At 70.5% G+C, this 26,915-nt stretch carries 20 protein-coding genes, 1 tRNA gene and 1 pseudogene; 9 read left to right on the top strand and 13 right to left on the bottom strand.

All coding sequences use genetic code 11. The features are described from left to right. Window positions 1-7: 7 nt before the first annotated feature. Complete coding sequence (locus AB0G52_RS08490; RefSeq protein ID WP_361334966.1) at window positions 8-394, bottom strand: hypothetical protein; 387 nt, start codon at window positions 392-394, stop codon at window positions 8-10. 244 nt (window positions 395-638) lie between these two features. On the opposite strand from AB0G52_RS08490, the gene AB0G52_RS08495 reads away from it, so the two are divergent. Beyond that, window positions 639-992: an SH3 domain-containing protein gene (locus AB0G52_RS08495; RefSeq protein WP_361334969.1), complete on the top strand. Its 354-nt coding sequence runs from the start codon at window positions 639-641 to the stop codon at window positions 990-992. Window positions 993-1,623: 631 nt separating this feature from the next. After that, window positions 1,624-4,146 (top strand): hypothetical protein, encoded by a 2,523-nt coding sequence (locus AB0G52_RS08500; protein ID WP_361334972.1) that lies wholly within the window; start codon window positions 1,624-1,626, stop codon window positions 4,144-4,146. Between the two features lie 727 nt (window positions 4,147-4,873). Here the strand turns inward: AB0G52_RS08500 and AB0G52_RS08505 are convergent. The 10 genes from AB0G52_RS08505 to AB0G52_RS08550 all read right to left on the bottom strand — a co-directional run bounded on the left by AB0G52_RS08505 (window position 4,874) and on the right by AB0G52_RS08550 (window position 17,540). After that, window positions 4,874-5,722 (bottom strand): helix-turn-helix domain-containing protein, encoded by an 849-nt coding sequence (locus AB0G52_RS08505; protein ID WP_361334975.1) that lies wholly within the window; start codon window positions 5,720-5,722, stop codon window positions 4,874-4,876. Between the two features lie 382 nt (window positions 5,723-6,104). Beyond that, a complete protein-coding gene (locus tag AB0G52_RS08510) occupies window positions 6,105-6,902 on the bottom strand; it encodes an extensin (RefSeq protein WP_361334978.1) in 798 nt (265 codons plus the stop codon). After that, on the bottom strand, window positions 6,899-7,837 hold the full coding sequence (locus AB0G52_RS08515) for a bifunctional lytic transglycosylase/C40 family peptidase (protein WP_361334981.1): 939 nt from the start codon (window positions 7,835-7,837) through the stop codon (window positions 6,899-6,901). The genes AB0G52_RS08510 and AB0G52_RS08515 overlap by 4 nt, the downstream gene beginning before the upstream one ends. Continuing rightward, window positions 7,834-8,823: a replication-relaxation family protein gene (locus tag AB0G52_RS08520; RefSeq protein ID WP_361334984.1), complete on the bottom strand. Its 990-nt coding sequence runs from the start codon at window positions 8,821-8,823 to the stop codon at window positions 7,834-7,836. The genes AB0G52_RS08515 and AB0G52_RS08520 overlap by 4 nt, the downstream gene beginning before the upstream one ends. A gap of 53 nt (window positions 8,824-8,876) precedes the next feature. Further along, window positions 8,877-11,282: a DUF87 domain-containing protein gene (locus AB0G52_RS08525; protein WP_361334987.1), complete on the bottom strand. Its 2,406-nt coding sequence runs from the start codon at window positions 11,280-11,282 to the stop codon at window positions 8,877-8,879. Then, window positions 11,279-13,135 carry a DUF87 domain-containing protein gene (locus tag AB0G52_RS08530; RefSeq protein ID WP_361334990.1) on the bottom strand — a complete coding sequence of 619 codons (1,857 nt, stop codon included), beginning with the start codon at window positions 13,133-13,135 and terminating at the stop codon, window positions 11,279-11,281. Before AB0G52_RS08530 ends, AB0G52_RS08525 begins: the two co-directional genes overlap by 4 nt. After that, complete coding sequence (locus AB0G52_RS08535; protein WP_361334993.1) at window positions 13,132-14,082, bottom strand: PrgI family protein; 951 nt, start codon at window positions 14,080-14,082, stop codon at window positions 13,132-13,134. The genes AB0G52_RS08530 and AB0G52_RS08535 overlap by 4 nt, the downstream gene beginning before the upstream one ends. A gap of 7 nt (window positions 14,083-14,089) precedes the next feature. Next, window positions 14,090-15,760 (bottom strand): hypothetical protein, encoded by a 1,671-nt coding sequence (locus tag AB0G52_RS08540; RefSeq protein ID WP_361334996.1) that lies wholly within the window; start codon window positions 15,758-15,760, stop codon window positions 14,090-14,092. A gap of 287 nt (window positions 15,761-16,047) precedes the next feature. Continuing rightward, a complete protein-coding gene (locus tag AB0G52_RS08545) occupies window positions 16,048-16,413 on the bottom strand; it encodes a pilin (protein ID WP_361334999.1) in 366 nt (121 codons plus the stop codon). Window positions 16,414-16,751: 338 nt separating this feature from the next. Next, window positions 16,752-17,540 carry a hypothetical protein gene (locus tag AB0G52_RS08550; RefSeq protein WP_361335002.1) on the bottom strand — a complete coding sequence of 263 codons (789 nt, stop codon included), beginning with the start codon at window positions 17,538-17,540 and terminating at the stop codon, window positions 16,752-16,754. A gap of 468 nt (window positions 17,541-18,008) precedes the next feature. Between AB0G52_RS08550 and AB0G52_RS08555 the strand changes: the two genes are divergently transcribed. The 4 genes and pseudogenes from AB0G52_RS08555 to AB0G52_RS08570 all read left to right on the top strand — a co-directional run. Then, window positions 18,009-18,680, top strand: a complete 672-nt coding sequence (locus AB0G52_RS08555; RefSeq protein WP_361335005.1) for a hypothetical protein — start codon at window positions 18,009-18,011, stop codon at window positions 18,678-18,680. Window positions 18,681-18,702: 22 nt separating this feature from the next. After that, window positions 18,703-19,665 carry a DNA methyltransferase gene (locus tag AB0G52_RS08560; RefSeq protein WP_361335008.1) on the top strand — a complete coding sequence of 321 codons (963 nt, stop codon included), beginning with the start codon at window positions 18,703-18,705 and terminating at the stop codon, window positions 19,663-19,665. Beyond that, complete coding sequence (gene dcm, locus AB0G52_RS08565) at window positions 19,652-20,902, top strand: DNA (cytosine-5-)-methyltransferase (protein ID WP_361335011.1); 1,251 nt, start codon at window positions 19,652-19,654, stop codon at window positions 20,900-20,902. Before AB0G52_RS08560 ends, dcm begins: the two co-directional genes overlap by 14 nt. Before the next feature lie 918 nt (window positions 20,903-21,820). Then, a pseudogene (locus AB0G52_RS08570) lies at window positions 21,821-22,249 on the top strand (recombinase family protein); the annotation flags it as partial. Between the two features lie 72 nt (window positions 22,250-22,321). Here the strand turns inward: AB0G52_RS08570 and AB0G52_RS08575 are convergent. Both AB0G52_RS08575 and AB0G52_RS08580 read right to left on the bottom strand, forming a co-directional pair. Beyond that, window positions 22,322-23,023 (bottom strand): hypothetical protein, encoded by a 702-nt coding sequence (locus tag AB0G52_RS08575; protein WP_361335014.1) that lies wholly within the window; start codon window positions 23,021-23,023, stop codon window positions 22,322-22,324. Between the two features lie 176 nt (window positions 23,024-23,199). Continuing rightward, a tRNA-Arg gene (locus AB0G52_RS08580) sits at window positions 23,200-23,271 on the bottom strand. Window positions 23,272-23,423: 152 nt separating this feature from the next. Between AB0G52_RS08580 and AB0G52_RS08585 the strand changes: the two genes are divergently transcribed. The 3 genes from AB0G52_RS08585 (at window position 23,424) to lysA (ending at window position 26,690) form a co-directional block, all read left to right on the top strand. Beyond that, window positions 23,424-23,930: a response regulator gene (locus tag AB0G52_RS08585; RefSeq protein ID WP_361335017.1), complete on the top strand. Its 507-nt coding sequence runs from the start codon at window positions 23,424-23,426 to the stop codon at window positions 23,928-23,930. Window positions 23,931-24,127: 197 nt separating this feature from the next. Beyond that, entirely contained in the window at window positions 24,128-25,279 is a 1,152-nt protein-coding gene (gene nrtL, locus AB0G52_RS08590; RefSeq protein WP_361335020.1) for an ArgS-related anticodon-binding protein NrtL, read from the top strand. A 19-nt stretch (window positions 25,280-25,298) separates the two neighbouring features. Further along, a complete protein-coding gene (lysA, locus tag AB0G52_RS08595) occupies window positions 25,299-26,690 on the top strand; it encodes a diaminopimelate decarboxylase (protein WP_132888894.1) in 1,392 nt (463 codons plus the stop codon). Window positions 26,691-26,915: the final 225 nt, after the last annotated feature.

The raw sequence follows: 26,915 nt of genomic DNA on the forward strand, positions 1-26,915 counted from the left end.
GCCGAAGTCAGTAAGTGCGTTCCGCACAGGTCACCGGGATCTGTCCGCCGACGACGACGTACCAGTTGTAACCGTCTTTATTGCACTTGTGGTAGGCGGGCCCGCTATTGGTGCGGCCGATGGCGATGAGGCAGAAGTTGTTCCGGATTACGTCGCCGCGGTGGACGTAGCGGACCACAGGGGAGTTGGGCTTGGCGACCGGAGCGTTACCCTCCGGCCTGCGTACGGCGACGGTCTTTCCCGTGACCTTGATCTTGCAGTGCGTCGGTTCGGCCCGGCTCTGGGGCTGGGCCCAGGATGGGGTAGCTGGTGCGATACCCCCGCAGAGGGCAACCATGCCCAGGAGGCCGCCAACGGCGGGACGCAGATGAATGCGGACGAGAGACGGGGGCATCTCCTACTCCTTTGGGCAATCTCGGCGCAAGGCGCCTCTGGGCATCGTGGTCTGGAACCGGCGGGTGGGGACCCGAAGGCGTCGCCGGGTGCCTCCGACAACGACTGGCGCGTTCACGAAGAGGTGCCGCTTCACCTGAATTGGCGGAGTATGCGGCTAAATGGGTCAAAGTGGGCGATGGGTGTGTGGCAGGAGCAGCAGTCTTCAGGTCGACGCCGCTGAACCCGTAGATGAGGAGCGCCCGTTGCCCAGTTGTCACGTCTCGCTGCTCACGACGAGCATGCTCGTCGTCCCGCTACTCGCGATGTCAGCTCCTGTACTGGCCGCCGAGCCAGTGGACGTCTCGGTCGTATCGGTGGTCCTCAAGCAGGACTTCTGCCGCATCACCGGGACTTCGGCGACAGTGCGCGTCAAGCCACGCAAGTCCGCCAAGGCGCTCGGCACTGCGTACAGGGGAGACACCTGCACCGCGCACGGCTGGGCGGAGGGCGAGGGTGCATGGGTGAAGGTCACGATGAAGCGCACCGGCGTCGTCGGGTACGTGCACTCGTCCCTGGTGGCATGGGGCAAGGAGTCGCTGACGGCCACCGGGGGATGACCGGTCCCGCGGCCTGGTGTTCCGTGCCAGGTCACGGACCGCCGGTTATGCGCGTCGGTCCCTTGTGATGCCTCGTGTCCCGTTTCACTGATGGTTGAGCGTTCTCACCGAACTCTGACCACCTTGCAGGCCTACTGGGCCAGGAGTTCCGCGCAGGTCGGAGTTGCTCACCATCGACGGCCCGCAGGTCAGATCGCATAGCCCGGCTTGCTGGCGGCCACCGCTCCGTTGCCATCGTGCACTACCTCAAGTCGACCTGCGGTCGGCACGATTGGTTGCCAGTTCACCTGATCTAACGAACTCCGCAGTCCTGGTTCGGCATTGCGCGGGAGTGGGTGGCAGATTCCGTGGTGCACGTCGGTGGCTCATCACCGGCGTCCGCCTCATGCCGCCGTCGGCGGAGCAGGAGCAAGCTGCGAGATGTCCAGACGCCACCGAGGCGTTGTTGGGGCTGATCGTTCTTCGGGCGTTGGCAGGTGGGCCGTACGAGGCGAGGACCGCCGTACTCCCTTCTGCAGGGTGTTGGCCCGTTCCTCGTCGGCACGAGGCTTTGGCGCTCGGGCGCGTGACACGCTCCCGAGAGTCGGGAGTTTCTGTGTTCGCCCGGCACGCCGGGTGGAAGGACAACACCATGGTCGCGAAACGACCTGACGGCATTTTCCCGCGCATCGGCACCGATACCTACGGCCGGTATCTCGCGGACGCCATCGAGAACACCTGCGCGGAACTCGGGGTCGTACCCCCTCCCCGGCCGGCGATCACCGAGGGGCTGGCCACCGCCCTCCCGGACACCGAGATCAAGGGCTTGATCGCCAGCCGGAGCAGCCAGAAGGTGCTCAAGCCCTCGGCCTACCGTCTCGTGCAGGCCGGCGACGAGCAGGTACTCCTGCTGATGTGTGACGTCCATGGTGCTGCGGTGGTCCCATGGGACCTCAACGACCGCACCGTCAACTGCTGGTCGCCGCCCGTTGCTAAGGCCAGCCAGCGCGTCAAAGACCTCATCGCCGCCGAGCTGGCGCTGCACGAAGCCAGGAAGACCGCGAAGACCGCTGAGAAGGAGCGGGAAAGCTGCCGTCGCGCGGCCGGTGACGACCCCTACGCCGCGCAGGCCCTGGCGGCAGCCACGCAGAAACACGAGGACGCTGACCGCCGCGTGGTGGAACTCGAAGGCGAGCGCCAAGCCCTCCTCACCGCCCTCGGTGGCCGACGGCCGCGTCCTGTGGTTCGGGCAGCGGAGGAGGACGGGGAGCCGAAGGCGGCGCTCACTCTCGCCGAGCAGCCGTACGACGTGGCCGTCCACATGCAGCGGTACGCCGCCGAGAACCTGGAGCGCGCCGGGAAGACCCGCGGCTACGACCTGGCCGAGTCCCTCGTGGACGCGGGCCAGCTCTCCAAGGGCATGAACGTCCTGCAGCAGTGGCAGATCACCCGCCCCGACGGCACGGTGTCGAAGCTGTGGCGGCTGGCCGCCGTGACCGGGAACAACCGTGCACTGGCCCGTCTCAACATCTTCCGTGTGCGTCCGGAACACCTGGTCACGGGGATGCCCCAGTCCCTCCTGCCCATGCCGAAGGGCAAGAAGGTCGATCCCGAGCTGCTGCTGCTGAGCCAGCGGGAGATCCTGAACAGGCTCTCCGACCGGCTCAACGAGGCCGCCGCCAAGCCGGAGACGGAGGCGACCGACCCGTCGGTCCGGGCCGGAAAGATCGCCACGGTCTCCGCGGAGATTGTGATCGGCTGCACCAAGCCGGCGGCGCTCGAACACGTCCTGCGGACGCTGAACGTCAACGACCACCTGCGCGGCATCCAGCCCTACGACGAGGATGCACGCCTGATCGCCCTGTTCGCGACGCTCGTGGACGCATACGCCAGGGAATTGCTCCTCGCGGACGCGCTCGCCGAGGCATTCCCCGACGCGCGCGGTACGGACCTCCTCGACCTGGTCGGGGTGCGCGACGCGCTGACCGCTAACGGACCGCTCGACCCGTTGACGCCGCTCGTGCCCGCGGGCGACGACGTCTCCCCGGCCGTACTCCGCGACATCGCGGTGCGCGCCATCACAGCGCTCGTGTTCCCCGAGATCCCGCCCGAGGCCCCGAAGCAGACGAACTCACGCACCGTCCGCGACACAGGGCGCTTCTGGCCGATCGTCAGGGGAACGCTGCAGGAGCCGGCGTGGAGCCAGACCAGGGCGAAGACAGCAGAGGCACGCACCCGCCTGTGGTCCGCCGCCATCGCCCAACTGTTCCTGCACCGGGGCAACATCCTCTCCGCCCTCGGCTTCTTCGGCGTCCCCGAGACCGCGAAGGGCGCGGGGCAGGACCCGCGGTCACTCAAGGTGCTCCTCCTTGGGGCAGAGGCCGGCGACGCGACCGCCTGGGCCGCCCTCGCCCAGCGCATGGCACCGGCGCTGATCCACGCTCCGCAGCCGTTCATCACCGCTGGTCAGGGCAGCGAGGCGGGCGACGGCCGCAAGGGTGTGCGGCGCACCCCCAAGAGCGCCCTCGCCGCCCTCACTCTGGCGTACACGGCAACCAGCGTGCCGAGCGTCAGCCGGGCTCTTCTCCTCGCGTTCGCGAAGGCCGTGCTGGAGCACCCGGACGCAACACAGCCGCCCGAGGCGGAAGACGGTAAGCCTCTGATCTGTTACGGCGAGCAGCACTGGGTCGAGGGCCGGACGCCGATCACCGCGGGGATGGTGATCGCACCTGACACCGAGGGTCGGCCCACCCACTACGTCGCCGACAAGGCATGGTTCGACGAGACCTTCCCCGTGGAACTCGGTCGCCCGGCCCCGGGCAGCCCCGGAAGCACCACTACTTCCCCCACGGCCGGAACCAGCACGAATCCCACTGCCACCACCGTGTACGGCGCTCCACCTGCCGACCCGCACGACCAACTGGTCACGCTGCGCCGGGAGCTGCCCGCCCGCGTGGAACTCGTCGAGGGCGGCTACCAGCAGGCCGTGGACTCCGCCTACACCCTGATGACGGATTTCGAGGAGGCGCACCGCCTGCGAGTCCAGCTCGGAGAAGACGCGCTCCCGGCCGAGCAGCGGATCGAGTGGATGGAGAAACTGACGAAAGTCCGGGCCGCGGCCCAGGCCAGCGTGACGACGCTCGAACAGGTGGAAGCGCTGATCCTGCAGGTCTGACCGGCGCGTTAGAACCCGGGTCCTCGTGTACCGGCGGGCTTCTCAAGACAGTCGAGGAGCCCGCCTCCCGTCCACACCAGAGTGGTGCCTCGGCGGGTCACGCGATCGGTTCAGCCATGTGCCGAGAGCGGGCAGACCGATCGAGGCGGCACGCATGCTCCAGGCGCGGGCGATGGGGCCGTCTCGCAAGCGTGGCGGGCAAAGTCCGGTGAGAACGCTCAACCTGCGGTGGGAGGGGACATCTCGCTCCCGGTGAAGGCGCGCAGCACAGCAGTGTGCTCATCTGCTCCGGTGACGTCTTCGGCGGGGTCGCCGAAGCTGCTCAGGGAGTCGTGATCGCGGAGTTCCGGCATCCGGACGGATTTCTTGAGCGCCGCCCGGAGCGGTGACCAGTGCTCCGGGCGGCGGTGCAGATGTCAGGTGAACGGGTGGCCGAGAAAGGCCACCGCGCCCGGGCGGTCGCACCGGTCGTGAGATCCGCGTGCAAGATGCGCGCCAGCTCGTACGCCGTGCGTGCGAAGGTGTCGCGTGCGGATTTGGCGGGTCCAGTACGCCGCGTATACGGCGATGCCCGCCGACACCACAGCTACGAACGCGCTCAGCCACTCCGCCACCGAATCCCCCGCCCGTCCGCGCCGCGGGTCCGCTTGTATGGGAGGCTTGCACGGCAACCGGGCTGGTTCCCAACCCCCGTGGGAACCAGCCCGGTTAGCTTTCCGCCGGTGGACTACACGTTGGCCTGCGGTGTTGCCAGTCGGTAGGCGCGCGGTCGGTTGCTCACCTGTTCCGCGATGTTCTGCTTGACCAGCTTGTCCAGGGCGTTGGCGATGGCGCCTGAAGACTTCTCGATGACCCGGCTGATGCCCGTGGCGGTGAATGCCTCGCCGGGGTGCGCCGACAGGTGGTCGATGACCATCTGTCGTAGTGCTCCGGGGGCGAGCCGCTTCTTCTCATCCGGCAGAGCGTTCGTTTCCGCCTGCGTTACCGGCGGCTGGTCGGGGTCGGTCTCCGGGGCGACGGGGGCCTCCTCGGTGTCCGCGCTGTGGTTGTCCTGGGCGGGATGCGAGCCCTCGTCTCCGCTGGCGCCGTCATGGCTCCGCTCGGCATCCAAATCCGATGCCGGAGTGTCCGGCGTTACGTCGGCTGCCGTCACGTTGTCGGTGTCCGGCGTGGCCTCGTCGGCGGAGGCGTTGTCGCTTTGCTTGTTGTCGGCGCTCGGCTCCGGGGTGTTGGAGGTGGAGTCGGTCGGCTCGGCGGTCACGGCTTCCTGGCCGGTTTCGGTGGCCGTGGCGGTGTTCTGCCCGGTGGGTGCGGTGCGCCAGCGGTCGGGGGTGCGGCGAGGGCCGTCGTGGCCGCCGGGAGTGCGGGTGGCCAGGCCGTGTTCCTCCAGGGTGACCAGGGCCTTGCCGGTGGTGGAGCGGCCCAGGCCTGCGGCGAGGGCGAGTTCGGCGGCCGTGGCCGTGTCGTCGTCGGTGAGTTTGACCAGTTCGGCGTAGATGGCGGCGGGTGCGCCGGTCAGGCCGGCGAGCGGTTCGGGGTCGGGCACGGCGTGCAGGGTGCGGGTGGTGTCGGACATGGGGGAACCTCGTTTCCGTCGGATGTCGCGTGGGAGAGGTCCCCGGCCGGGGGTGCGGACCGTGCAGATGCGGTGCCGCGGGTGTTCGCCGGGCGCGTGCGCATCGCGGGTTTCCCGGGTGAACATGGCTGTGGCGTGGGCGGGTTCACGGATCGTCCGTGGGTCCGCCGGTTGCGTCGGCCACGTCCATGGACGCTCCGCTCCGCCGGGAAGTCAAGCGGGCCGATCGTTTTCCGATCGGGCCAGCTCAGAGCGGTGGTACGACCGTTCGATGCATTCGGTGTGGCAGCGGCGGGCTGATCGGTGAGCGGGGCCCGAGCGTTCTGTGGACCGGATCTGATCGGTCCCGGGAGCGATCGGATCCGGTTGGCGGTTCAGTTGGTCAATGCGATGGGTTGCCGTCCCGGGCCAGGAGCTGTTCGCGGATTCGGCGGGCGCGCCGTGGGCCGATGCGTAGATCGGTGCGTAGGCGCCAGACGCTGACCGGGTTTCCGGTGGTGGCGAGGACGGCCTCATGGAGGGCGATGGCGCGTTGCCACACGTCGGCGTCTGACGCCGTGTCGTCGGCCGGTGGCGGACCGGGCGCCGGCGGGGTGTGGTGGGGCGTGTCGTCGCCCGTGTGGGTGTGGTTGTGACCGATGGCGGTGCTGGTGGGGGTGCTGATCGAGGCGGGTTCGGGGCCGGTTCGGCCAGTTGGGAGCGGGGCGGTCGGCGGGGGAAGATCTGCCGCTGCGATCCGGTCCAGGAGGTCGGTGATGGTTCGGCGGTAGGCGGCGATCGTTTCGGTGAGGGCGATCAGGAGCAGGGCCGGGGTGAGGTGGAGGAGGACGGCTGCTGGGTCGGCGTGGTGGGGCCAGCCGATCTGGCCGTCGGGCCACAGGCTCTGCCAGGAGTTCATGAGGGCGGCGGTGCAGCCGGCGCTCCAGCGCAGTGTGGTGGACCAGGCCGGTGGGCTGATGCCCCAGGAGGCCAGGTGTGCGTCGACGTACAGGACGCCGGCGAGTGCGGTGCCGATCATGGGGTCGAGGAGGATGGCGATGGGCAGGGGGACGTCCCGGCTGGTGGCGAACCGCGTGACGTTGACCGTGGTGAAGACCAGGGCGAGGACTCCGACCGCGCACAGCACCCAGGTCATCGTCCGCAGCAGGGCGATGGCTTCGCGGGCCGGGATCTGTTTCACCGGGCGCTGGCTCCTCGTAGCGAGGGCCTGGTCGCGCCTTGGAAGGACGGGGAGTCGGTGCGGCTGGGGCCTTGGCGTACGACGGCTCCCGGGTGTGGGGCGTCGATGGTCTGGCCCTGGCTGATGTAGAGCGAGACGTGGGTGATGGCGCGGGGGCTCGTGCCGAAGAACAGTAGGTCGCCTGGCATCAGTTGGGTGCCGTTGGGGAGGTGGGGGCCTGCGTTGTACTGGTCCTGGGCGACGCGGGGGATGCTGATTCCTGCGGCGTGATAGGCGGCCTGGGTCAGGCCGGAGCAGTCGAATCCGCCCTCGGCCGGGCCGTCGCCGCCCCACACGTACGGTGTGCCTAGCTGAGCGCGGGCGAAAGCAGCGGCCGTGGATGCGACCTGTGTTGGGGCGGGAGCTGCTGCTGCGTAGCTGTTGGCGATCTTGAGGACCTGGTCAACGTAGGCGTCGTCGTGGTTGTAGTGCCAGATAGCGCGGCGTAGGTTTGTGCCGTTCTTCGCGCCGTTGGCGCAGAGCAGTCGGGCTGCGGCGTAGGCGGCGTCGACGGGGTCCCACGGCGTGGGCGGGTTCTTCCCGCCAGGCGGTACGGGATAGGCGTACGACGTGAAAGTGGACGGGAGGAACTGCATCGGCCCCACTGCTCCCGCCGGGGACGTCATGGTGGGGTTGCGTGCGTGGTCGGTCTCGACCTTGCCGATCGCGGCCAGGATCGTCCAGGGCAGGCCCGGGCATTCGGGGGCAGCTCGTTGGTAGAGGGCGAGTATGTCGGCAGGGATGTCCGCCAGTGCCTGCTTGCTCGGCAAGGCGGCTGCGCTGCCGCCTGAGAACGGTCCGCCCGGCAGCGCGGCGATGGTGAGGGCGGCCAGCATCGGCAGGGCGAGGACTGCGCAGCCGATGCCTCCGGTGGCCTTGGCGAACAGGGAGCTCATGCTGCCGCCTCGAGCGTGGGTGGGAGCGGGGGGACGGGGAGGGTGAGGGCGGTGTCGGCGTCGGTCGGCTCCAGATCGGAAGCCGGACCGAGCCGGGACCAGCGGGCGGCGAGGCTGGTGAGGGTGGTGCGGCGGGTGTCCCCGGGGCCGAGGGGGCTCCACCAGGGGCCCCATGGGGTGGATGTAGTGAAGTCCGCGGACGAGGTGGCGATGTATAGGCCCAGTTCCCGCGCGGGGGTGATGAGACGACGGCGGATTGCCTGGTCGCGCGAAGCGGTGCGGGTGTGGATGAGCAGGGCCGGCCGGGTGCTTGTGGCGTTGGCGAAGGTGGCGTAGCCGGTGAGTTTGGCCTCGACGCGGGGCAGCGGCTGGCTGCCGGTGTCGTATTCGAGGAAGAACGGAAGGAGTTGGTCGCCGTCGTGCCAGTGGGCGTAGGCGTCGGGGCGGACGATGTCGCCCCAGCGGCGGGTGCAGGATCGTTCGGACAGCCAGAGGGGCAGGCCGGTTTCGGGGGTGGCGCGGCCGTGGGCGGCGAGGTGGGTGAGGAGTTCGTTGACGCCGAGGTCGTGTCCGAGGGAGGGGGAGTAGGCGATGCGGCCGGTGTGGCTGGGGCGCCAGCCGAGGTCGGCGAGGTCGCAGCCGGTGTGGGCGGCGAGGACGGCGGCGCCGGCGGGGCCGAGGGTGTAGTGCTCGGGGGCGGAGCCGGTCTGGGTCAGGGGGCGGAACGAGTCGAGGACGGCGTGCTGGTGCAGGGTGCGCAGGCGGCGCTGGGCGGTGCGGAGCGAGGTGTAGGCGAGGTTGGCGATCTGGTGGGTGGTCAGGACGCTGTGTTCGTGGAGCATCTGGGCCAGCCACAGGTCCCGGGCTGTGAGGATGCGGGAGAGCGCGGCGACGTCCGTGTGCCGTGCGGGGCGTGGGCGGGTGGTGGAGGCGCGGGCGGTGTAGCGGGAGCCGGGGCCGACGGCAGGGCGGGGGAGCGCGGGCATGACGGGTCACCACCAGGAGGGCGAAGTGATCGGGAAAGGTGTGCTTCAGGGCTTCAGGGGCGGGTCGCCGGGAGTGGTCCGGTGCGGCCGCCGGCTGCCGCGCGCAGGTCTTTGGCCCGCCCGGGCACTGCGGGCGGGAGGGGGCGGGTGGTGAGGGTGAAGGCGGCGGATTCCGCCCCGCTGGTCAGCAGGTGGGCGGCGGCCTGGTACGGGCCGAGGTGGGCGAGGTCGTGCGCTGCGAGGGTCGGCAGGGTGTGTCGTTCCAGCGCGTTCGCGTCTTCCGGGGAGGCGTTGAAGAAGATCTTGTTGCGGGCGTTGGCGGAGATGCCTTCGCGCAGGTCGCGGGGGAGCTGGGCGAGGTGCTGGTGGGCCAGCAGCATGGAGAGCCGGTAGCCGCGTGCTTCGGCGAGCATGTCTTCCAGCGGGTACGGCAGGGTGAGGAAGTTGTGGGCCTCGTCGATGCTGAGCGTGGCGTCGATCCGGGTGTGCTCGGGTGTCCGGGCGCGGGCTGCGGCCGCCTGCCAGGTGCCGGCGACGATGAACGAGCCCAGCAGCCGGGCGGTCTCCTCGCCGAGTGCCCCTTTGGGGAGGCGGGCGAGGAGGATGCCGCCGTCGAGCACGCTGGCGAGGTCGAAGGTGGAGGGCCCGGCGGAGATGGCGCGGCGGGCGAAGTCGCGCAGCAGGAAGGCCCGCAGCTTGTTCATCACCGGGCCGACCACGGCCGCTCGGGAGGGCTCGGACATCGACTCGTACCAGGCCCAGAAGCCGCGCAGCACCGGGTCTTTGAGCGCGGGGATGATCCGCAGCCGGAAGGCGGATTCGCCGAGCAGGCGGGGGACGTCGGCGAGGGTGACCAGCTGGCGGGTGCGCTCGCGGTGTTTGAGGAGGGTCAGGCAGGCGGCGCGCATCACGTCGTCGGTCCTGGGGCCCCAGAAGGCGGTGAAGATCCGGCGGAAGATCCCGGTGATGTTGTCGACGACGACGTCGATGTCCGTGCCGTCCAGCACGTTCAGGCAGGGCGGAGTGTGCGGGTCGTCGGGGTCGATGAGTACGAGGCGGTCGGCGCAGGTGTCCGGGAGCCGGTCCAGGAGGTCGGTGACCAGGTCGCCCTTGGGGTCGATGACGATGACGCCGCGGTGGTGGCGTACGTCGTCCAGGACGAGGTTCGCGATGAGGGTGGACTTGCCGGAGCCGGTCGCGCCCATGACATGGAGGTGGTGGCGGGCGTCCGTGACCGCGAGTCCGACGCCGCGGCGGGCGCCGACGTCTGACAGGCCGAGGGGCTTGACTCCGGTGCCGGGTGCCGGCTGAGGGATCTGCGGAGGTGGCAGGACTGAGCGGGCGCCGGCTCGTTGGACGCCGGGGGCGTCCGGGTCGGTGGGCAGGTGGGCCAGGGCGGCGAGCTCCGGCACCGAGAGCAGGGCAGGTCGCGAGGCTGGGAACTCCCGGGCTCTCAAGTGCGGTTCGGGATTCCGTAGGCGGGTGCGGGCCAGGTAGTTGCGGTCGGTGTACAGGCCGAAGGCGGAGGCGAGTGCGTGGGCTCGTCCGCGCGCCACGTCCTGGGCGCGTTCCGTCGCGGGGTTGCAGGTGGCGGCGTAGTTGATGGTGCACTGCCACTGGGATCCGGAGAGCTTGGCGGCCGATTGTCGTACGGCGGTTGCGTGTTCTGGGTCTTGTTTGCCGGTGGCGATGGGCTGGGCGCGGTGGAGGAGGAGCGCGGCCAGGGCGGGGAGCCGGTGGGGAGTTCGGCCTGCCTTGAGGCGGCGTGCCTGGCGGCGGGCTCGGCGCAGGGCACGGCCGGTGGCTGGGCGGGCCAGGATCTGGACGCAGGCGGACTCGTCCTCGGACATGCCGGTCGCGGCCTGCAGGAGTGCGCGCAGCGGATCGGTGGCGTGATCGGTGCGCAGGGGCAGGACGTCGGGGCGGGCCAGTCGGAGCCGGCCGGCGGTCACGTCGTGCGCCGATGGCAGCAGAGGGCGGGGCTCGGTGACGCGGGTATGGGCACCGGGCCAGGCGGCTTCTACGGCGCGGCGTACGAGGCCGATCGGGACGGTGCCGGGAACCCACAGGCGGATGCCCAGGCCGGTGTGGGACCAGGTGTATTCGAAAGCGAGATGAGGCTGGCCGGTGAGGATCCGGTGCCACCAGGGTCGTAGGAGTCCGGAGAGCTGCGCCCAGAGGACTTCTCCGCCTTTGGGCGCGGCCTGGGGTGGAGCCAGGAGTTCCACGCAGCGAGCGCCGGTGGTGAGGCATTGCTGCCGTAGGCGCAGCAGTCGGCGCCGGGCGGCGTATCCACAGGCTGTGGACGCGATGGCTGTGGGGATCAGGAGGGGGGTGGACGCTGCGCACCAGTCCACGGCCGTGGTGAGCGTCGTCGTGCCGAGGGCTTCCGGGTTGCTGAGGAAGTCGACCAGCCATCCGTGCGGCTGGGCGGCGGCAAGCCAGCCGTGCCCGGTCACGGCGCCCACCTCTCGTCTGCCTCGGCCTCGGCGATGTAGGGGCTGTTGGCGTCGTGGCGGTCGTCTTCGTACTGAGCAGCGAGTTCGCCCGGATCCGTGGTGATCACTTCATGCTCACCAGGAGCCGCAAGGCTGATCAGAGCGACCTTGTGGCGGCGGTCGCCGGTCAGCAGCAGAGCCTCGCCGCGGCTCGCGGAGAGCAGGAATTCCCGCTCGCCGTGGCAGAGGTGGAAATTGTCACTGATCGTGTCGATGGCCTGCGGGGCCTGGCGCAGCAGGACCTGGGTGGCCGCGTTCGACACGATGGCCCGGCCGAGCGGGGAGGCGAGGACGTCGTCGGTGTCCTGGGTGACCACGGCCAAGCCGGTCCAGTACTTGCGGGCAGCCTTGGCCATGCGGAACAGAAACCGGGCGCCGGCCCCGTCGCGCATCAGCAGCCACGCCTCGTCGACCACCACCAGATGGCGGCCGGAGCCGCGGCGGGAGGTGACCTGCCGCCAGATCGCATCAAGGGCCAGCAGCATGGCCGGGGCCTTGACCTCTTCCGGAAGTTGCCGGAGAGCGAAGACCACCAGGTGACCGGCGGTGGCTGCGGTGCTGGGGCCGTTGAACAGTTGCGCGTGGGAGCCGCTGATGTAGGGGACCAGCCGGTCGGCGAGCTCTGCCGCCGCCTGGCTGCCGTCCTCGGCCAGGACGGCAGCCAGGTCGGTGAGCGTGGGCGCGGTACGGCTCCAGGTGCGCCGGTCGCCGGTGATTCCGGCACGCGCGTACGTGGCCAGGAAGGCCCGGTCGAGCGCCGCCTTCTCGGCCGCGGTCAGGTCAGCGCCCAGCAGGACGGCGAGGAACGTGTGCAGGAACAGCACGCGCCGCGTCAGGACATCCTCTTCGCTGTCCGCCGCTGCCGGGAGGTCGAAGGGGTTGATGCGTACACCGTCAGCGCCGAGGGCGATGACGTTGCCGCCCACGGTTTCGGCGAGGCGGACGTACTCGTCCTCCGGGTCGATCACCGAGGCCGTGGCGCCGGTGAACAGCAGCCTGAGCAGCTCCAGTTTGGCCAGATACGACTTTCCGGCGCCGGAACGGGCCAGGGTGATGGAGTTGTAGTTGTCCTGCGCGAAGCGGTCCCACAGCACCGGGGCGCCGGAGACCGCGTTCAGCCCGTACAGCACTCCCGACGCCGCACCGTCCTCGTCGGCGGTGACCGGCAGGTCAGGGCTGGTGAAGGGGAAGCAGGCGGCGAGCGCGGCGGTGTCGAAGGTGCGCCGGATCTTCAGCGTGTCGATGCCGAGGGGGAGGGTGGCCAGCCAGCCGGGAAGCGCACGGTAGGTGGTCGGGGCGATGGCCATGAGCAGTGACTCGGCGACCGCCCGTACCGCGGCGGCCTGCTCGGCCAGGCTCTCCTCGTTGGGGGCGTGCACGGTGAGGTAGAGGGCGACGTGGAAGAGTTTGCCCTCGCCGCGCGCGATCCGGTATGCGAGCTCGGCGGCGTCCGCTGCGGCGGCCTCGACCTCCGGGTCGTCCAGGTGCCCCTTGTCGAAGCCGGTGCGGCGGCCGGACTCCAGACGGGCCCGCTGCTTCTTCAGGCCAGCGGCTGCGATCGGGTTGGGGACGGGCTCGATGTGCAGGGCGATGTCGAGGTGCCCGGGGAAGTTCAGCAGCGGGGCGAGCCAGCCGGGGGCGACCTCGGCCGGGTAGCCGGTGACCACCAGCGTGGTGGCGAGGTGCGCGCCGACCGCGAGAGCGCGGGCGTGGACCTCGATGGCTTCGGGGCCGGCGACGTCGAGTAGTTCGGCGGCGTCGAGGCCGGAGGCCTGGGGAGTGGGGTGACGCCTGCTGAGGCGGATCCGCGTCATGAGCGGTCACCTTCCGGCTCGGCAGCGGTTGGGATCGGGGTGTCGGGATTGCAGGTCGTGCCGACGAGGGCGGCGGTTCGCTCGGCGTCGAGAGGGGTGACGGCGATCTCTGCAGCGGCCAGGGCTCGGGTGGCCTCATTGAGTCGTTGGAGCGTCCGGCCGCCACCGGTATGCCGCCGCAGCCCGTGTGGTGGGGTCTCCTCGCGGGCGACCAGCACGATTTGCCGGCCGAGCAGGTTGTCGCCGGTGGCGAGGTTGGCGAGGAATTCGGCGTGTGAACGGGCGGCCCGTTCCAGGGCCGGGTGCGGCAGTGCGGCTGCGTCTTGCTGGAGGGTGTCGGCAAGCGGGGCGAGATCGATGCGGTGGCAGCGCACCAGCAACTGGGTGTGACCGGTCAGTGAGTTGAGCCAGCGCGCGAACGCTGCGGTCAAGCCTTGTCGTTCCGCCGCAGAGCGCAGCTCGAAATTGACGGTGGAGCAGGTCGCCAAGGCCGCTGTGCCTTCGCCGCCCAGGTCGAGTACGCCATCGGCGGTGATGCCGTCGTACGGCATGTCCATTGTCGTCGGGGGCGGTCCGGCAGCCCTGGCCCAGTGGTCGGGAACGACGGACGGCAGGGGAGGGATGCCTTCCGGGGCGTGCACCCTGCGCTTGGGGGTACGGGCGTGCCGGAGGGCGGCGGTCAGGAACCGGTCCAGACCGATCCCTTCCCGTTGGCCGAGCGCGAGCGCTGCCACGGCTCCGGCGATGGGGATCACCATGACCGCGTAGGCGAGCGGCGTCATGACGGAGCGGGTGGCCCACCAGCCGCCGTACAGCACGAGTCCCGCGATAGTGAGGATGACGGTCTGCCGAGCAGTGAAGGGGCCCAGGAGGTGGTCCGGGCGGGAGATGTCGGCAGGGATGCGGGTGGCATACGGGGCCTCTGCTGTCTCATCGGGCGGGTTCATGGACGATCTACCTCCGGGGCGGTTCGAGGGGAAGCCGCAGCTGCATGGGGCGCGGTGGGCGTGCAGGAACTCGCCGGGTGGGAATGGGCAGGGCCAGTTGGCGTGTGCGGGGCGCGGAAGCGGGGCGGGCCGGGGGTGGTGTGGCTGGCAGGGCACGGGCTGCCGGAGATGAGGCCGGGACACGCTCGGCGCGGATGGGCAGCCACAACTGGGTGGACCGGCCAGGACTGGCCGGAGCGCGCTGGGCGGCGATCGGCAGGGCCAATTGCCGACGCTGCCGCGCCTGAGCGGGGTGGATCACAGCGCGGGGACCTCCCGACGTGCGAGTGGGGGGATTGACAGCACGGCCGGGGCGCCGAGAAGTCTGGGCGCGGGCTCTGGCACCCGCTGCGGGTACCGGATGCGCGCCACCCCCACCCCTGCGACGCACGCCTGACCCGGCCGGAGCACCTTGTGGGGGCTGGCCAGCCGCAGACGGGCGGCCACCGGGGCGGGCTAGGGCCCCACGCCCGCGGGCGAGCAGCGCACGACCCCAACCCCGCGCCCCCTGGGCGGGACCACGCCCGCGCCCAGGCCCGGCTGTGGGCGGTCGGCCACCACCACCTCCGCCTCGTCTTGGGCGGCCACCTCCACGACCTCCCGGTCCACCACGGCCCGGGCCGAGCCCGGTGCCTCCGGCTCCTCCTGCACCTCCGCCGGGTCGGTGGCGCAGCTGGCGCATACCTGGCAGGTAGTGATCCATCAGCCGGTACAGGGCCAGGTGCTTGAGGACCCGCACTCCGGCAGGGGCGTGCGGGTTGTGCACGGGGGTGCCGCGCAGAACGACCTGGAGAGTCCAGCCGGGAATCTTGAACAGCACCCAGAACAGGGCCACTCCGGCGAGCATCGTGCCCAGCTGGTCGGAGTGGGCGATGCCCAGAGTCGTGGCACCGGGGGCGAAGAAGAGCTTCAGGGCGAGGATGAAGGCCGTCGACTGGGCGAGTTGGATGACCATGCAGCCGGCCAGCCCGCGCCACCACAGCCGGGCGACGGGATCGGTGAGCGGGTGAGCATGACACGCCAGCATCAGGGGCGCCGCCACGGCGAGCAGCGCCATCACCGCGACGCGCACCAGGAACCCGATCAGCACCGCGAGCACCAGAGCGATCATCACGATCGCGAGGATGAGCAGGTACAGCTTCAGCCCGGCTACGCCGAACAGGGCGAAGGGCAGGACGCGTTCGACCATGCCCTGCCCTGCCTCCGACATGTCGGCAGCCATGATCGCGTGAGCCAGGGCGTTGGACAGGCTGATCGCCTTGCCCATCACGGTCAGCGACGTGGCAGCCGCGACCATGCCGACCAGCAGACGCGGGGCGATCTGCCGCAGGGCATAGCGGCTCTGGACGGTCTCGTAGCCCATGACCGTGATGCCGCCCGCGGTCACGAACAGCACGTAGATCCCGGCCGTGATCCCCAGCATCGCGGCCCACAGCCGCTTGATGTCGGCATGCTGGGTGACATCCGGGGTGGCCAGCAGGGTGTCGGCGAGGAACTCGCGAACCGGCTTCATGATCTGCTCGATCAGCATGCCGAGGAACGAGGTGATCGCGTTCACGATCATGCCGGGGACGTCGAGGAAGTCCCAGCTGGTGCCCTTGTCGCATCCGACGCCGGTCGCTTCACATGCGGACGGCATGGGGCCCGGTGACGGTGCCGGTCGCGAGGGCTTCGGCGCGGGTGCGGGGTCGCCTGGTACCGGGGGCGGCCCGGGGGAGGGCTCGGGCTTCGGCTGAGTTCCCGGATCGGGTGTGGGGGCGGCGGGACCGGGCGCGGGCTGAGGTGCGGGGGGCTGAGGAGCCGCAGGCGCCCGCGTTGCTGCATACGCAGGGTGCATGGCGGCGGAGAAGGCCGCTACGTGTACCAGGACGAAGACGGCCAGAGCGAGCAGCGCGGGTACGGCGCGTGCCCGACGCCCGCCGGGGGTCATCGTCCGCCTCCGTCCGCGCCGACGATGCCCTGCAAGACGGTCACGATCACCGGGGCGAGGATCGCCAGCCCGTAGCCGATGGCCGCGGCCCTCAACGCCCTCTTGGCGGATTCGACTTCCCCGGGATCGCCGCCGGCCATCAGGTACCGCAGTCCGCCGAAGGTGAGGAACAGGGTGGCCAGTGCGGCGAGGAGGCCGACAATCCAGTTTCGCAGGTTGTTGATGACGGTCGGGATGTCGGCGACCGCCCACGCGTGCGGCGCCTCCGCAAGGAGAGCGCAGGTGGTGAGGACGCTGGTGCAAACGAGCTGGAGGGACCAGCGGATGAGGGGTCGGCGTGGCCGACGGAACCTTGCGGGCAAGGCAGTACACCTCCATCGGGGCACACAGCCGGACGGGAGCGGGACAGGACGGGGACGCCGCAGGGGCGTGGGAGAGTCGGCGCGGGGCGAGCAGAAACCCTTGGCCCGGGCGCCGACCTCCTTACGGGGGTGCGGCGGCAGGCGGTTCTCGGGTGTCAGCACGAGACGGTCGTGCTCACCCCGCACTGTGTTGCGGAGCTCTGGTCCGGGGCATCGGCCGCCGCCCCGGACCACGACAGACGGTCCGACACAAAGCGGGGCGGGCCGCCGTCACCGTGAATAGAGACCCCGGCGCCGGGAATTGACATCCCGCCACCGGAAATCCCCCGGCCGGGTGCCTACTGCTCCTGCAGCCGCCACCGCAGATGGGCGGCCAGGTGCTGCTCGGCAGCGCTGCGGTGCCGGTAGAGCTGACGCACACTCACCCCGCGCTCGGCCGCCAGGCGGTCCATCGGCTCGCCGCCGAGGCGGGTACGGGCGATCAGCCGTGCCTCGTCCACATCCACCACGCGGTCCTGCACGGCACGGGCCAGCACGGTGAGCTCGTCCGCCGGTTCAGCGTGGTTCGCTTGGGGGACTGAGTAGAGGTAGTCGAGGTGCAGCGCCGCCGGGGCGGTTTCACGGGTGGCACGGCGGCGCGCGGCGTATGCCAGCCGGTGCACGGCCCGGTCGGCGGCGCTGAACAGCTCCCGGTCAAGCCGCTCCGCGCCGGGGTCGAGTGTGTGCAGGGCCGCGGTGACGGCGGCAAGGGCTTCTTGTTCGACTTCGGCGCGCTCCAGGTGGACGGGGCGGGCCAGCCGGGCGAGCATCCGGCGCAGTACCGGAACGGTCATGGCGACCGCCACCACGTCCCACGGCTCGCCCAGCTCGTGGGCGCGCCGGATCACCTCGCGCCAGGTCTGCTCACGCAGCTCGGGACGGGTGGAGGGATGGGCGAGGTGCGTGCGCACCCGGTCGACCGGCCACGCCGCGCGATCCGGGGCCTCGCACACCAGGTGCGCGGGCAGCGTGAGCGGCTCAACCCCGTGGACAAGGGCGAGGAACGCTTGCTCCAGTTCTCCGAGCGGGGAGCGGACGGAGCTCTGCGGACGGCCGGCGGAGTGGTGGACGTGGTGACGGTGGTGCATGGCGCATCTCCCGTGAGCGGTGCGGACAACTTCCGCCGCCACCCCTCCCAAGCCCTCGTGCCACGAGCAGCCCACCCGCAGGCCAGCGCCGTGCCAGCCGCGATCGAATGGTCCGGCGTGTGCGATGGCCTGCCACTGGCCCTCCGCTGATGACCTGGTGCGACTTGTCCGCCGCCGGAACGGGAATCGAACACAGAAATTCTCGGCTCCGTTTTCAGCCCTCACCGTGTGGTGAGCCGAGGTGGCCCGGCGGTGGCTCGGAGCTGGCGCGCGACTGGCTCGCATACGGAATGACCTGCACAGACACGGTGCGCGGCGGGGGCAGCCGAGGACACCTACGAGTACGTGGCGACAGTTGCCCGGTGGTCGAACACGCACCGGCGCGATGGCAAAGATCAGCTGCTGAGTCCCTATTACTTCACGTCAGCACGAGACGGCCGGACCCACGACCCGGGTGCCACCCCGCCCATGTCGAAGACTCCGTCTCGCCGCTCCACCGCTTCCCGCCCGAGTACGTCCAACCCTCTGCCGACGACGATCTGGTTCCCCGCCCCGGATGAGCCCAACGCCGCCCCCATCCCCGGCGCGGTGCTGCCCGCCTGGGCGATCGACAAGGTCCGCACCGAGTTCGTCGGCCGCCCCGACCACGGGCCCGCCCCGCTGTTCAAGATCGCGATCCGGGACACGGCGCTCGGCATGGACGCCCGTATCCCGTGCACGTCCTTCTCCTCCACGACCGACGCCGAAGACGCCACGGGCAAGCCGCCCATTCTTCTTGCCGAGCTTCACCCCGACGCCCTCCCCGCCCCCGCAGACGACCTGCCGGCCAGCCCGAGCGAGATGCCCGGCGCACTGGAGGACGGCTGGCCCGGCTTCTTTCACCGCGCCCACCGGCTCCTTCCCGTAAACGGCTTCCTGCTGCTGGCCACCCGCCAGCGCCGCGAGGCCGGACGCCTCACCGACCCGCTCGGCGCGCTGATCGCATCCGCCCGCACCGCCGGTTTCCGCTACCTCCAGCACATCGTGGTCGTCTACGGCCACCCCGTCGGCGACCGCCTCGTCCCCGCACCGCCCCCGGACGCGTCCCGCGGCGTCGCGCACTGCGACCTGATCGCATTCTCCGCGATCACCCATGCCTAGACCGAGGAACGGGACAACCGCGATGCCCTCTCCCCTCTCGGTGTGGAACACCGCCCCGACCTCCGCCCCCGCCCAGCGCGCCGACCGCTACGTACCCGGCTCCGCCGCCCACCCCGCCAAGATGCTCCCGCAGATCGCCGCCCACGCCATCGCCACCTACACCCGCCCCGGCGAACTGGTCCTGGACCCCATGTGCGGCATCGGCACCACCCTCGTCGAGGCCATCCGCCTCCACCGCCACGCCCTCGGCACCGAGTACGAATCACGCTGGGCCGACCTGGCCCGAGCCAATGTCACCCGCGCTCTCCAGACGGCCGGACGCGACAGCGGACAGGTCGCGTGCGGCGACGCCCGTCACCTGACGCGCCTTATCGACGAATGCCACCACGGCAAGATCGCCCTTGTCGTCACCTCACCGCCGTACGGGAACTCCGTGCACGGACAGGTCCGCTCCACCCGCGAGACCGGCGAACGCGGCGTCGTCAAGAAGGACTACCGCTACAGCCACGACCCCTCCAACCTCGCCCACGTGTCCACCGACCGGCTCCTGGAGGCATTCACCGAGATCCTCACCCAGTGCCGGCGCGTCCTTCGCCCCGGCGGCACCGTGGTCGTCACCACCCGCCCCTGGCGGGAGGGCGGCGAACTCATCGACCTGCCCTCCGCCGTCCTCGCCGCCGGCCAGGCCGCAGGGCTGACCCCCGCCGAACGCTGTGTCGCCCTCCTCGCCGGCATCCGCGACAGCCGCCTGATCACGCGCCCCTCGTTCTTCCAGATGAAGAACGTCCGCGACGCCCGCCGCCAGGGCATCCCCCTCGCAGTCGTCCAGCACGAAGACGTACTCGTCTTCACCCGCCCCGGACAGTGCCCCGCCCCGAAAGCGACCTCAGACGCACCGAGGTGCACGGCCGCCTGCAGAGCGCCGAGCCTGGCCGCCGTCCGCTCCCGCACCTGCGCCCGAAGGGCCCGCTGTGGCGGCCACTGACCCGCCGATCGGCAGCCTGTTCTCCGGAGTCGGCGGCCTGGACCTCGGCGTCCAAGCCGCAGTCGGCGGCAACATCGCCTGGCACGCCGAGTCCGACCCACGCGCCGCCCAGGTCCTCGCTCGACACTGGCCCCACGTCCTCAACCTCGGCGACGTTCGGGCCATCGACTGGCACGAGACCGAACCCGTATGCGTCCTTACCGCCGGTTTCCCCTGCCAGGACCTCTCGGTCGCCGGACCCCGCACCGGACTGGCCGTCGGCACCCGCTCCGGCCTGTGGCGCCACGTCGTCGACGCCATCGACGCCCTCAACCCCTGCCTGGTGGTGATCGAGAATGTCCGCGGCCTGCTCTCCACCCGAGCCGGAACCCACGCCCTTCGCCACGTGGAACCCTGCCCGCGGTGTCTGGGAGACCCACCCGATCAACCCCGTATGCGGGCACTGGGCGTGCTACTCGCGGACCTGGCCGACCTCGGGTACGACGCGAACTGGACGTGCGTACGCGCCTCTGACGTCGGAGCGCCCCACCGCCGAGAGCGGGCCTTCGTCGCCGCCTGGCCCGCAACATCCCGACGCCGGACCGTTGCTGAAAACTCCCACGGCGAACCTGGGCACGAACGGCGGCTCCCAGCACCCGGCCAAACGCAAGGCGGGAGGCCACGGCCCCAGCCTGGCCGACGAGGTGGAGCACCTGCTCCCCACTCCGACAGCCAGCGATGGTGCCAAGGGCTCGCCGAACCAACGCCACGGCGACGGCAGCCTCACCCTTGCCTCCACCACGGCAGCTCTCACCGACCGGAATGCGCCGAAAGCCGCGGTCGCGAAGCAGCCCATCACCGCCCGGAGGACCACGGACCAGGGCATTGCCTCAACCGGCGGGGCGGAGTGTCTCCTCCCCACCCCCACGTCCTCGGACGCGAACGGTGGCGCGGGTACCACCCCGAAACGCCAGGGCGGCATGAACCTGAGAACGGCCGTCACTCACCTGCCGACTGGTGGGGCCCCTACCTGCCCGCCATCCGCCGATGGGAACACGTAACCCAACAAACGGCACCGCTCCCCACCCTGCCTGGCACCCAGCGCCTCTCCGCTGAATTCGTCGAGTGGATGATGGCGCTCCCCGCGGGCTGGGTCACCCAGACCGAAGGGCTGTCCCGCGCCGCCCAACTCCGCCTCCTCGGCAACAGCGTTGTGCCACTCCAAGCCACACACGCCCTCGAACTACTTCTCGCGTAAGGCATTTTGCCGCGCCCTATGCGCCACAGCACCTCGGACGAGATGGGAAGCGAGTGGTGAACGGCGAATCGCAGCGCCACACCGGCCTACAAGATCGCGGTCTTGACGACGTGCCCGAGACGGAGCGTCCATGGACCATGACCACCCGTAAACCGAATGGAAGGAATAGGTCAGGCACCGTTTCACGAGTGGTCGTGGAATACGTCGTCGTAGAAGGCGAGGACGCTCAAGCTCTGGCCCAACGCCAAGCGGTTGCCATTCGGGCTGTGCTGGAATGGCTGTACGCCCGTCAAAGCGGCATGGCCGACAGAGGCTGAGCTCCCGCCAGATCTGTGGGAGAGGGACAAGAACGTGCCGGACGCTTCGCCTGGCAGCCCACCCTGGGCGCCCCCATTGCCGGACCGGCCATGGTCCACCAACAGCATCCCGGACCTGGCTGCGGTACCGGTCAGTGTCCCTGTGGCCTGGTTGGGCCGCACATCCACCGAGGATGCTCAGGACCCGACGCTGTCCCTTCCCCGACAGCTCCGTAACGCGAGAGCCGCTCTGCCGCCCGGCTGGGTCATCGTCGCCCACTTCTACGACGTCGAATCCGGCCGCAAGGAACTGGATGAACGCGGCCGTTCTTCCGCGCACCGGCAATTCAATATTCCCATCCCCCGCGACGGCAGCATCTCGGATCTCCTCGGCGAGGCCCAGCGCCCGGACCGCCGTTTCGCGGCCGTCATCTGCGAGTCCATTGAGCGCGTCGCCCGGCGCACGTACTTCGGTACCAAGATCGAGTACGAACTTGAGCAGGCCGGCGTCGCGCTGTGCGCCGCCGACGAGCCGATCGTCACCGGACGCGGCGCCAAACGCGCCACGCCCACCCTCACCCGGCGTGTCAAACAGGCCGTCTCCGAGTGGTACGTCCTGCAGATGCTTGAGCTGTCCTGGGACGGCTTCGTCGAGCACACCCAACAGGGCTGGAACACCGGCAAACCGCCCTACGGCTACCTCGCCGAGAAGGTCCCGCATCCGGTTCCGGCCCGCCGCGCCGAGGGGCGCACCAAGCACCGGTTGATTCCCGATCCCGCCCGGTGCGCGGCCGTCACGTACCTTTTCCAGCTCCGTGGCCTGCACAAGCTCGGCTACGACGCCATCGCCGACCGCCTCAACCTGGACCTGGTGGCCTACCCGCCTCCGGAACCGACCCGTCCCGACGCTGCTCTCGGCCGGTGGAGCGGCTCCGCCGTGCGCGAGATCCTCAAGAACCCGAAATACACCGGCTACCAGGTCTGGAACCGACGGGCCACGAAAAAGGGCGGACGCAATAACGACCCGAAGGACTGGGTGTGGTCGCCCCAGCCCACCCATGAACCACTCGTCACCCGGGAACTCTTCGACGCGGTCTCGGTCATGTCGAAGAAACGCCAGGGCTCACGCACCACCCCCGGGAAGAACAGCCATCCTGAAACCGGTCGGTCCTACGTCCTGCGGTCGTACGTCACGTGCACCCTGTGCGACCGGAAAATGTTCGGGAAAATGCGTCATCAGATCTCGTATTACGCCTGCGAGCTCGATCCGAACGAACACAGAGGCCGCCCTTGGTTTGCTTCCCACCCCAAAAGCCTGTGGATCCGAGAAGAGATCCTGCTCAAGTCCATCTCTGATTTCTTCGCCACCCGCGTCTTCGGCCCCGACCGCCGTACGCATCTCCAAGCGCAGCTTGAATTCGCACAGCTCAGCGTGGACGGACCCGCCGAACGCATCACCCGGGAGCGCGATGCCCTGAACCAGGCCATCGCCGCCATTGAGCACCGCCGACATCGCCTCATCCAGGCGCTGGCGGACGGCACCAACAACTTTGAGTCGGACGACGCGACTGGCGCGGATTACGAGAGGGAATTCCGTGACGGAATCCGTAAGGAGCACGCGCTCCTCGGAGCTCAGTGCAAGGCTCTGTCGGAACAGCTGACCCGACTCGAAATCCCCGAGGCTGTGGCCAAGTCCGACAACGCCGCTCTGCTTGACGCGCTCCCGTATCTGAATATCGACATCACCCTGCTCCCGGAAGAGAAGCAGCGTGAACTCTACGAGGCCTTTGGTCTGGAAGTCCGCTACAGCCGACCCGGCGAACAACTCACCCTACGGGTCACAATCCCGGGTCATGTGGTTGACGCACTGGCGTCCATCACCCGTGGGCTGGACGTGGGGAACAAAAAATCGGGTGCCCGCACCGAAGTGCTGGCACCCGATCACGGCACCCGGGTCGCGAAACCGGGACATAACGCCCGATCTCGTTCCCATGTTCTGGGTGCCCCCGGCAGGATTCGAACCTGCGCACACGGCTCCGGAGGCCGTTGCTCTATCCCCTGAGCTACGGGGGCGTCTGGCTTTGAGCTGTTGCTCGCGGCGACGGGTAGAACACTACCAGCTCGGTCGGGGTGATCAGGAACGGGTTTCCCCTGGAGCCCTCCTCGGAGGGGCGGAACTCGGGAAAAGCCGGACGCGGTGGCCGGTCCCGACCTACTCTCGAGTTGTGCCAGGGGCGTCCGGCCGGGTCCTCGTTGTGGACGACAACAAGGTCATCCGGCAGCTGATCAGGGTCAATCTCGAACTGGAGGGTCTCGAGGTCGTGACCGCGGCCGATGGTGCCGAGTGTCTGGATGTCGTTCATCGCGTGCGGCCCGACCTGATCACCCTCGATGTCGTCATGCCCCGGCTGGACGGGCTGCGGACCGCCGCCCAGCTGCGTGCCGACCCGCGGACTCGGGATCTTCCCCTCGCCATTGTCAGCGCCTGTACCCAGCACGAGGTCGAGGCCGGGCTCGGCGTCGGTGTCGATGCCTTCCTCGCCAAGCCCTTCGAGCCCGACGAACTCGTGCGGGTGGTGCGGGACTTGCTGGAGCGGGGGAGGGGGCGGGGGAGACGCGGGGCTGCGGGGCCTGAGGTGCCTGCGGGGGCCGAGGTGGAAGGCGGTGCCGTGGAGGACGGTGCCGTCGAGTACTCCCGGGAGCGGGCCGAAGGCAACCCCGTCTGTCCGTGACCTCCGTGGCCCAGGAGACCCTGGTGGTCCGAGCGCGTGTCCCGTATTCCGGATCCCGTCTCAGGCGGTCCGGGGTGATGTGGCGCCGGCCCATCAGCTCGCCCGGCCCCTTCGGTCCGGCGCGCGGGTCGTCCGCATTCCGGACCCCCGGCGAACCTGCTCGCCTTCCCACCCCCCTTCTCCCCTACGCTTGTCCCGTGACCCCCGTCGAGCTCTCCCGTACCGTGCTGCGCGCGGTGCGTCGTGCTGTGGATGAGGGGGAGCTGAGCGTGACCGTGCCGGAGCGGGTCGTCGTGACGCCGCCGGGGCCCGGCGGCTGCGGGGACTACGCCACCAACGTCGCGCTCCAACTGGCCCGCCCGGCCGGGCAACCTCCTCTGCGGGTCGCCGAGATCCTGCTGCCCCACCTCGCGGACTGCGCCGGCGTCGATGACGTCGTCGTCACCGGGCCCGGGTTCCTCAACATCTCCCTCAGCGCCGCCGCCTCCCCGACCGCCGCCCTCGTCGCTCAGATCCGCGCCCTCGGGGCCGCCTACGGTCACAGCGAAGCCCTCGCCGGGCAGGTGGTCGCGCTCCGGGTGCCGTACGACGTGCGCGCCGAGGTCGTCGCCGACGCGGTGGTGCGGCTCGTCGCCAGTCAGGGCGGCCGGGGCGAGGTCGGGCACGGCGAACCCGTCACCCTGCGGCCCGTGCCCGCGCCGGAGGACCCCGCGCCGCTCGGGCGCGACGCCGCCCAGTGGGCCCTGCTGCATCCCGCCGCGCACGACCGGCCGCGCATCACCGCCGACCATCTGGTGCAGCGGGAGAGCAATCCGCTGTTCCGGGTGCGGTACGCCCACGCCCGCTCGCGTGCCGCCGTGCGCGGCGCCGCCCGGCTCGGGTACGGCGCCGATGCCGATGCCGGTGACCTTTTCGACGCGCCCGCTTCGCTGGACGACGCGCCCGCCTCGCTCGACGCGCTCCACGCGCCCGCCGCCCCCGCCCCGCGTGGCGCCGCCCCGCGCCGCGCCGCCCCGCTCGGGTTCGCCGCCGACACGAGCGACCTGCCCGACGCCCCCGCCGCCCACACGGCCGCCCTCTCCGACGCCCCCGCCCCCCTCGTCGCCGCCCTCGCCGACTACCCCCGGATCCTCACCGCCGCCGCCACCCACCGCGCCCCCGACCGGCTCGCCCGGCACCTGGTCACCGTCGCCGATGCCGCCCTGCCGTTCCTCGCGACCGTGCTGCCCCGTGGTGACGAGAAACCCTCGGCCGCCCACCGCGCCCGGCTCGCGCTCGCCGAAGCCACCGGGACGGTGCTGGCCGGCGGCCTGTCCCTGCTCGGCATCGACGCACCCGAACACCTCTGAAGAGAGCGCCAGAAGAGCCATGAGCCGTTCCGCACACCCCGCCGGGCCCCGGCACGCCGACGTCCTGCCCGAAGGCCACTACGCCGCCCCGCCCGCCGACCTCAACGCGCTCGACGACAAGGTGTGGGCCCAGACGGTCACCCGTGACGCCGACGGGGTCGTCACCGTCGGCGGTGTCGACGTGAAGACCCTCGCCGCACAGCACGGCACCCCCGCCTACATCCTCGACGAGACCGACTTCCGCGCCCGGGCGCAGGCCTGGCGCAGCGCCTTCGGGCACGACGCCGACGTCTTCTACGCGGGCAAGGCGTTCCTGTCGCGCGCCGTCGTGCGCTGGCTGCACGAGGAGGGGCTGAACCTGGACGTGTGCTCCGGTGGCGAGCTGGCCACCGCGCTGTCCGCCGGGATGCCCGCCGACCGGATCGCCTTCCACGGCAACAACAAGTCCGTCGACGAGATCACCAGGGCCGTCGAGGCCGGTGTCGGACGGATCGTCCTCGACTCCTTCCAGGAGATCGTCCGCGTCGCCCACATCGCGCAGGGACTCGGCAAGCGGCAGCGGGTGCAGATCCGTATCACCGTCGGTGTCGAAGCTCACACGCACGAGTTCATCGCCACCGCCCACGAGGACCAGAAGTTCGGGATTCCGCTGGCGGGCGGGCAGGCCGCGGAGGCCGTGCGGCGGGCGCTGCAGCTGGACGGCCTGGAGGTCATCGGGATCCACTCGCACATCGGGTCCCAGATCTTCGACATGTCCGGGTTCGAGGTCGCCGCGCACCGGGTGGTGGGGCTGCTCAAGGACATCCGGGACGAGCACGGCGTCGAGCTGCCCGAGATCGACCTCGGCGGCGGCCTCGGCATCGCGTACACCAGCGACGACGACCCCCGTGAGCCGCACGAGATCGCCAAGGCGCTGACCGAGATCGTGACGCGTGAGTGCGAGGCCGCCAAGCTGCGCACGCCGCGCATCTCCGTGGAGCCCGGGCGGGCCATCGTGGGACCGACCGCCTTCACGCTCTACGAGGTCGGCACCATCAAGCCGCTCGACAACCTCCGCACCTACGTCTCCGTCGACGGGGGCATGTCCGACAACATCCGGACCGCGCTGTACGACGCCGAGTACAGCGTCGCCCTCGTGTCGCGGACCAGCGACGCCGCGCCGATGCTCGCCCGCGTCGTCGGCAAGCACTGCGAGAGCGGCGACATCGTGGTGAAGGACGCGTTCCTGCCCGGCGACCTGGCACCCGGTGACCTCATCGCGGTGCCGGCCACGGGCGCCTACTGCCGTTCCATGGCGAGCAACTACAACCACGTGCTCCGGCCGCCCGTCGTCGCCGTCCGCGACGGCGAGTCCCGGGTGATCGTCCGCCGGGAGACGGAGGAGGACCTGCTCCGCCTCGACGTCGGCTGACCGGCACCGACCGACCGGCGGGCGTCGGCTGATCCCGGTGCGGTGCGGTGCGGTGCGGTGCGGTGCGGCCCGGTGCGGTGTCGGCGTCGACCGGACCGCCGGGCGACGGCTGAGCCCGGGTGCGGTGCCCGCGTCGGTCGGTGGGAACGGAAGACCTCCGGTCCTCCGTCGGAAGATCTTCTGTCTTCCGCCCCCCACACAATGAAATAGATGTCTCACGATCCG

It is taken from the genome of Streptomyces sp. NPDC021562 (assembly GCF_040640875.1).
Classification (GTDB): Bacteria; Actinomycetota; Actinomycetes; order Streptomycetales; family Streptomycetaceae; genus Streptomyces.

Bases quoted from the DNA above. Each gene is read 5' to 3' on its own strand.
- AB0G52_RS08515 (WP_361334981.1), bottom strand. From the start codon at position 7,837: ATGAGCTCCCTGTTCGCCAAGGCCACCGGAGGCATCGGCTGCGCAGTC.
- AB0G52_RS08505 (WP_361334975.1), bottom strand. From the start codon at position 5,722: ATGTCCGACACCACCCGCACCCTGCACGCCGTGCCCGACCCCGAACCG.
- AB0G52_RS08555 (WP_361335005.1), top strand. From the start codon at position 18,009: ATGTCGAAGACTCCGTCTCGCCGCTCCACCGCTTCCCGCCCGAGTACG.
- AB0G52_RS08520 (WP_361334984.1), bottom strand. From the start codon at position 8,823: ATGCCCGCGCTCCCCCGCCCTGCCGTCGGCCCCGGCTCCCGCTACACC.
- AB0G52_RS08550 (WP_361335002.1), bottom strand. From the start codon at position 17,540: ATGCACCACCGTCACCACGTCCACCACTCCGCCGGCCGTCCGCAGAGC.
- lysA (WP_132888894.1), top strand. From the start codon at position 25,299: ATGAGCCGTTCCGCACACCCCGCCGGGCCCCGGCACGCCGACGTCCTG.
- AB0G52_RS08560 (WP_361335008.1), top strand. From the start codon at position 18,703: ATGCCCTCTCCCCTCTCGGTGTGGAACACCGCCCCGACCTCCGCCCCC.
- AB0G52_RS08500 (WP_361334972.1), top strand. From the start codon at position 1,624: ATGGTCGCGAAACGACCTGACGGCATTTTCCCGCGCATCGGCACCGAT.
- AB0G52_RS08540 (WP_361334996.1), bottom strand. From the start codon at position 15,760: ATGCCGTCCGCATGTGAAGCGACCGGCGTCGGATGCGACAAGGGCACC.
- AB0G52_RS08530 (WP_361334990.1), bottom strand. From the start codon at position 13,135: ATGACGCGGATCCGCCTCAGCAGGCGTCACCCCACTCCCCAGGCCTCC.
- AB0G52_RS08535 (WP_361334993.1), bottom strand. From the start codon at position 14,082: ATGAACCCGCCCGATGAGACAGCAGAGGCCCCGTATGCCACCCGCATC.
- AB0G52_RS08490 (WP_361334966.1), bottom strand. From the start codon at position 394: ATGCCCCCGTCTCTCGTCCGCATTCATCTGCGTCCCGCCGTTGGCGGC.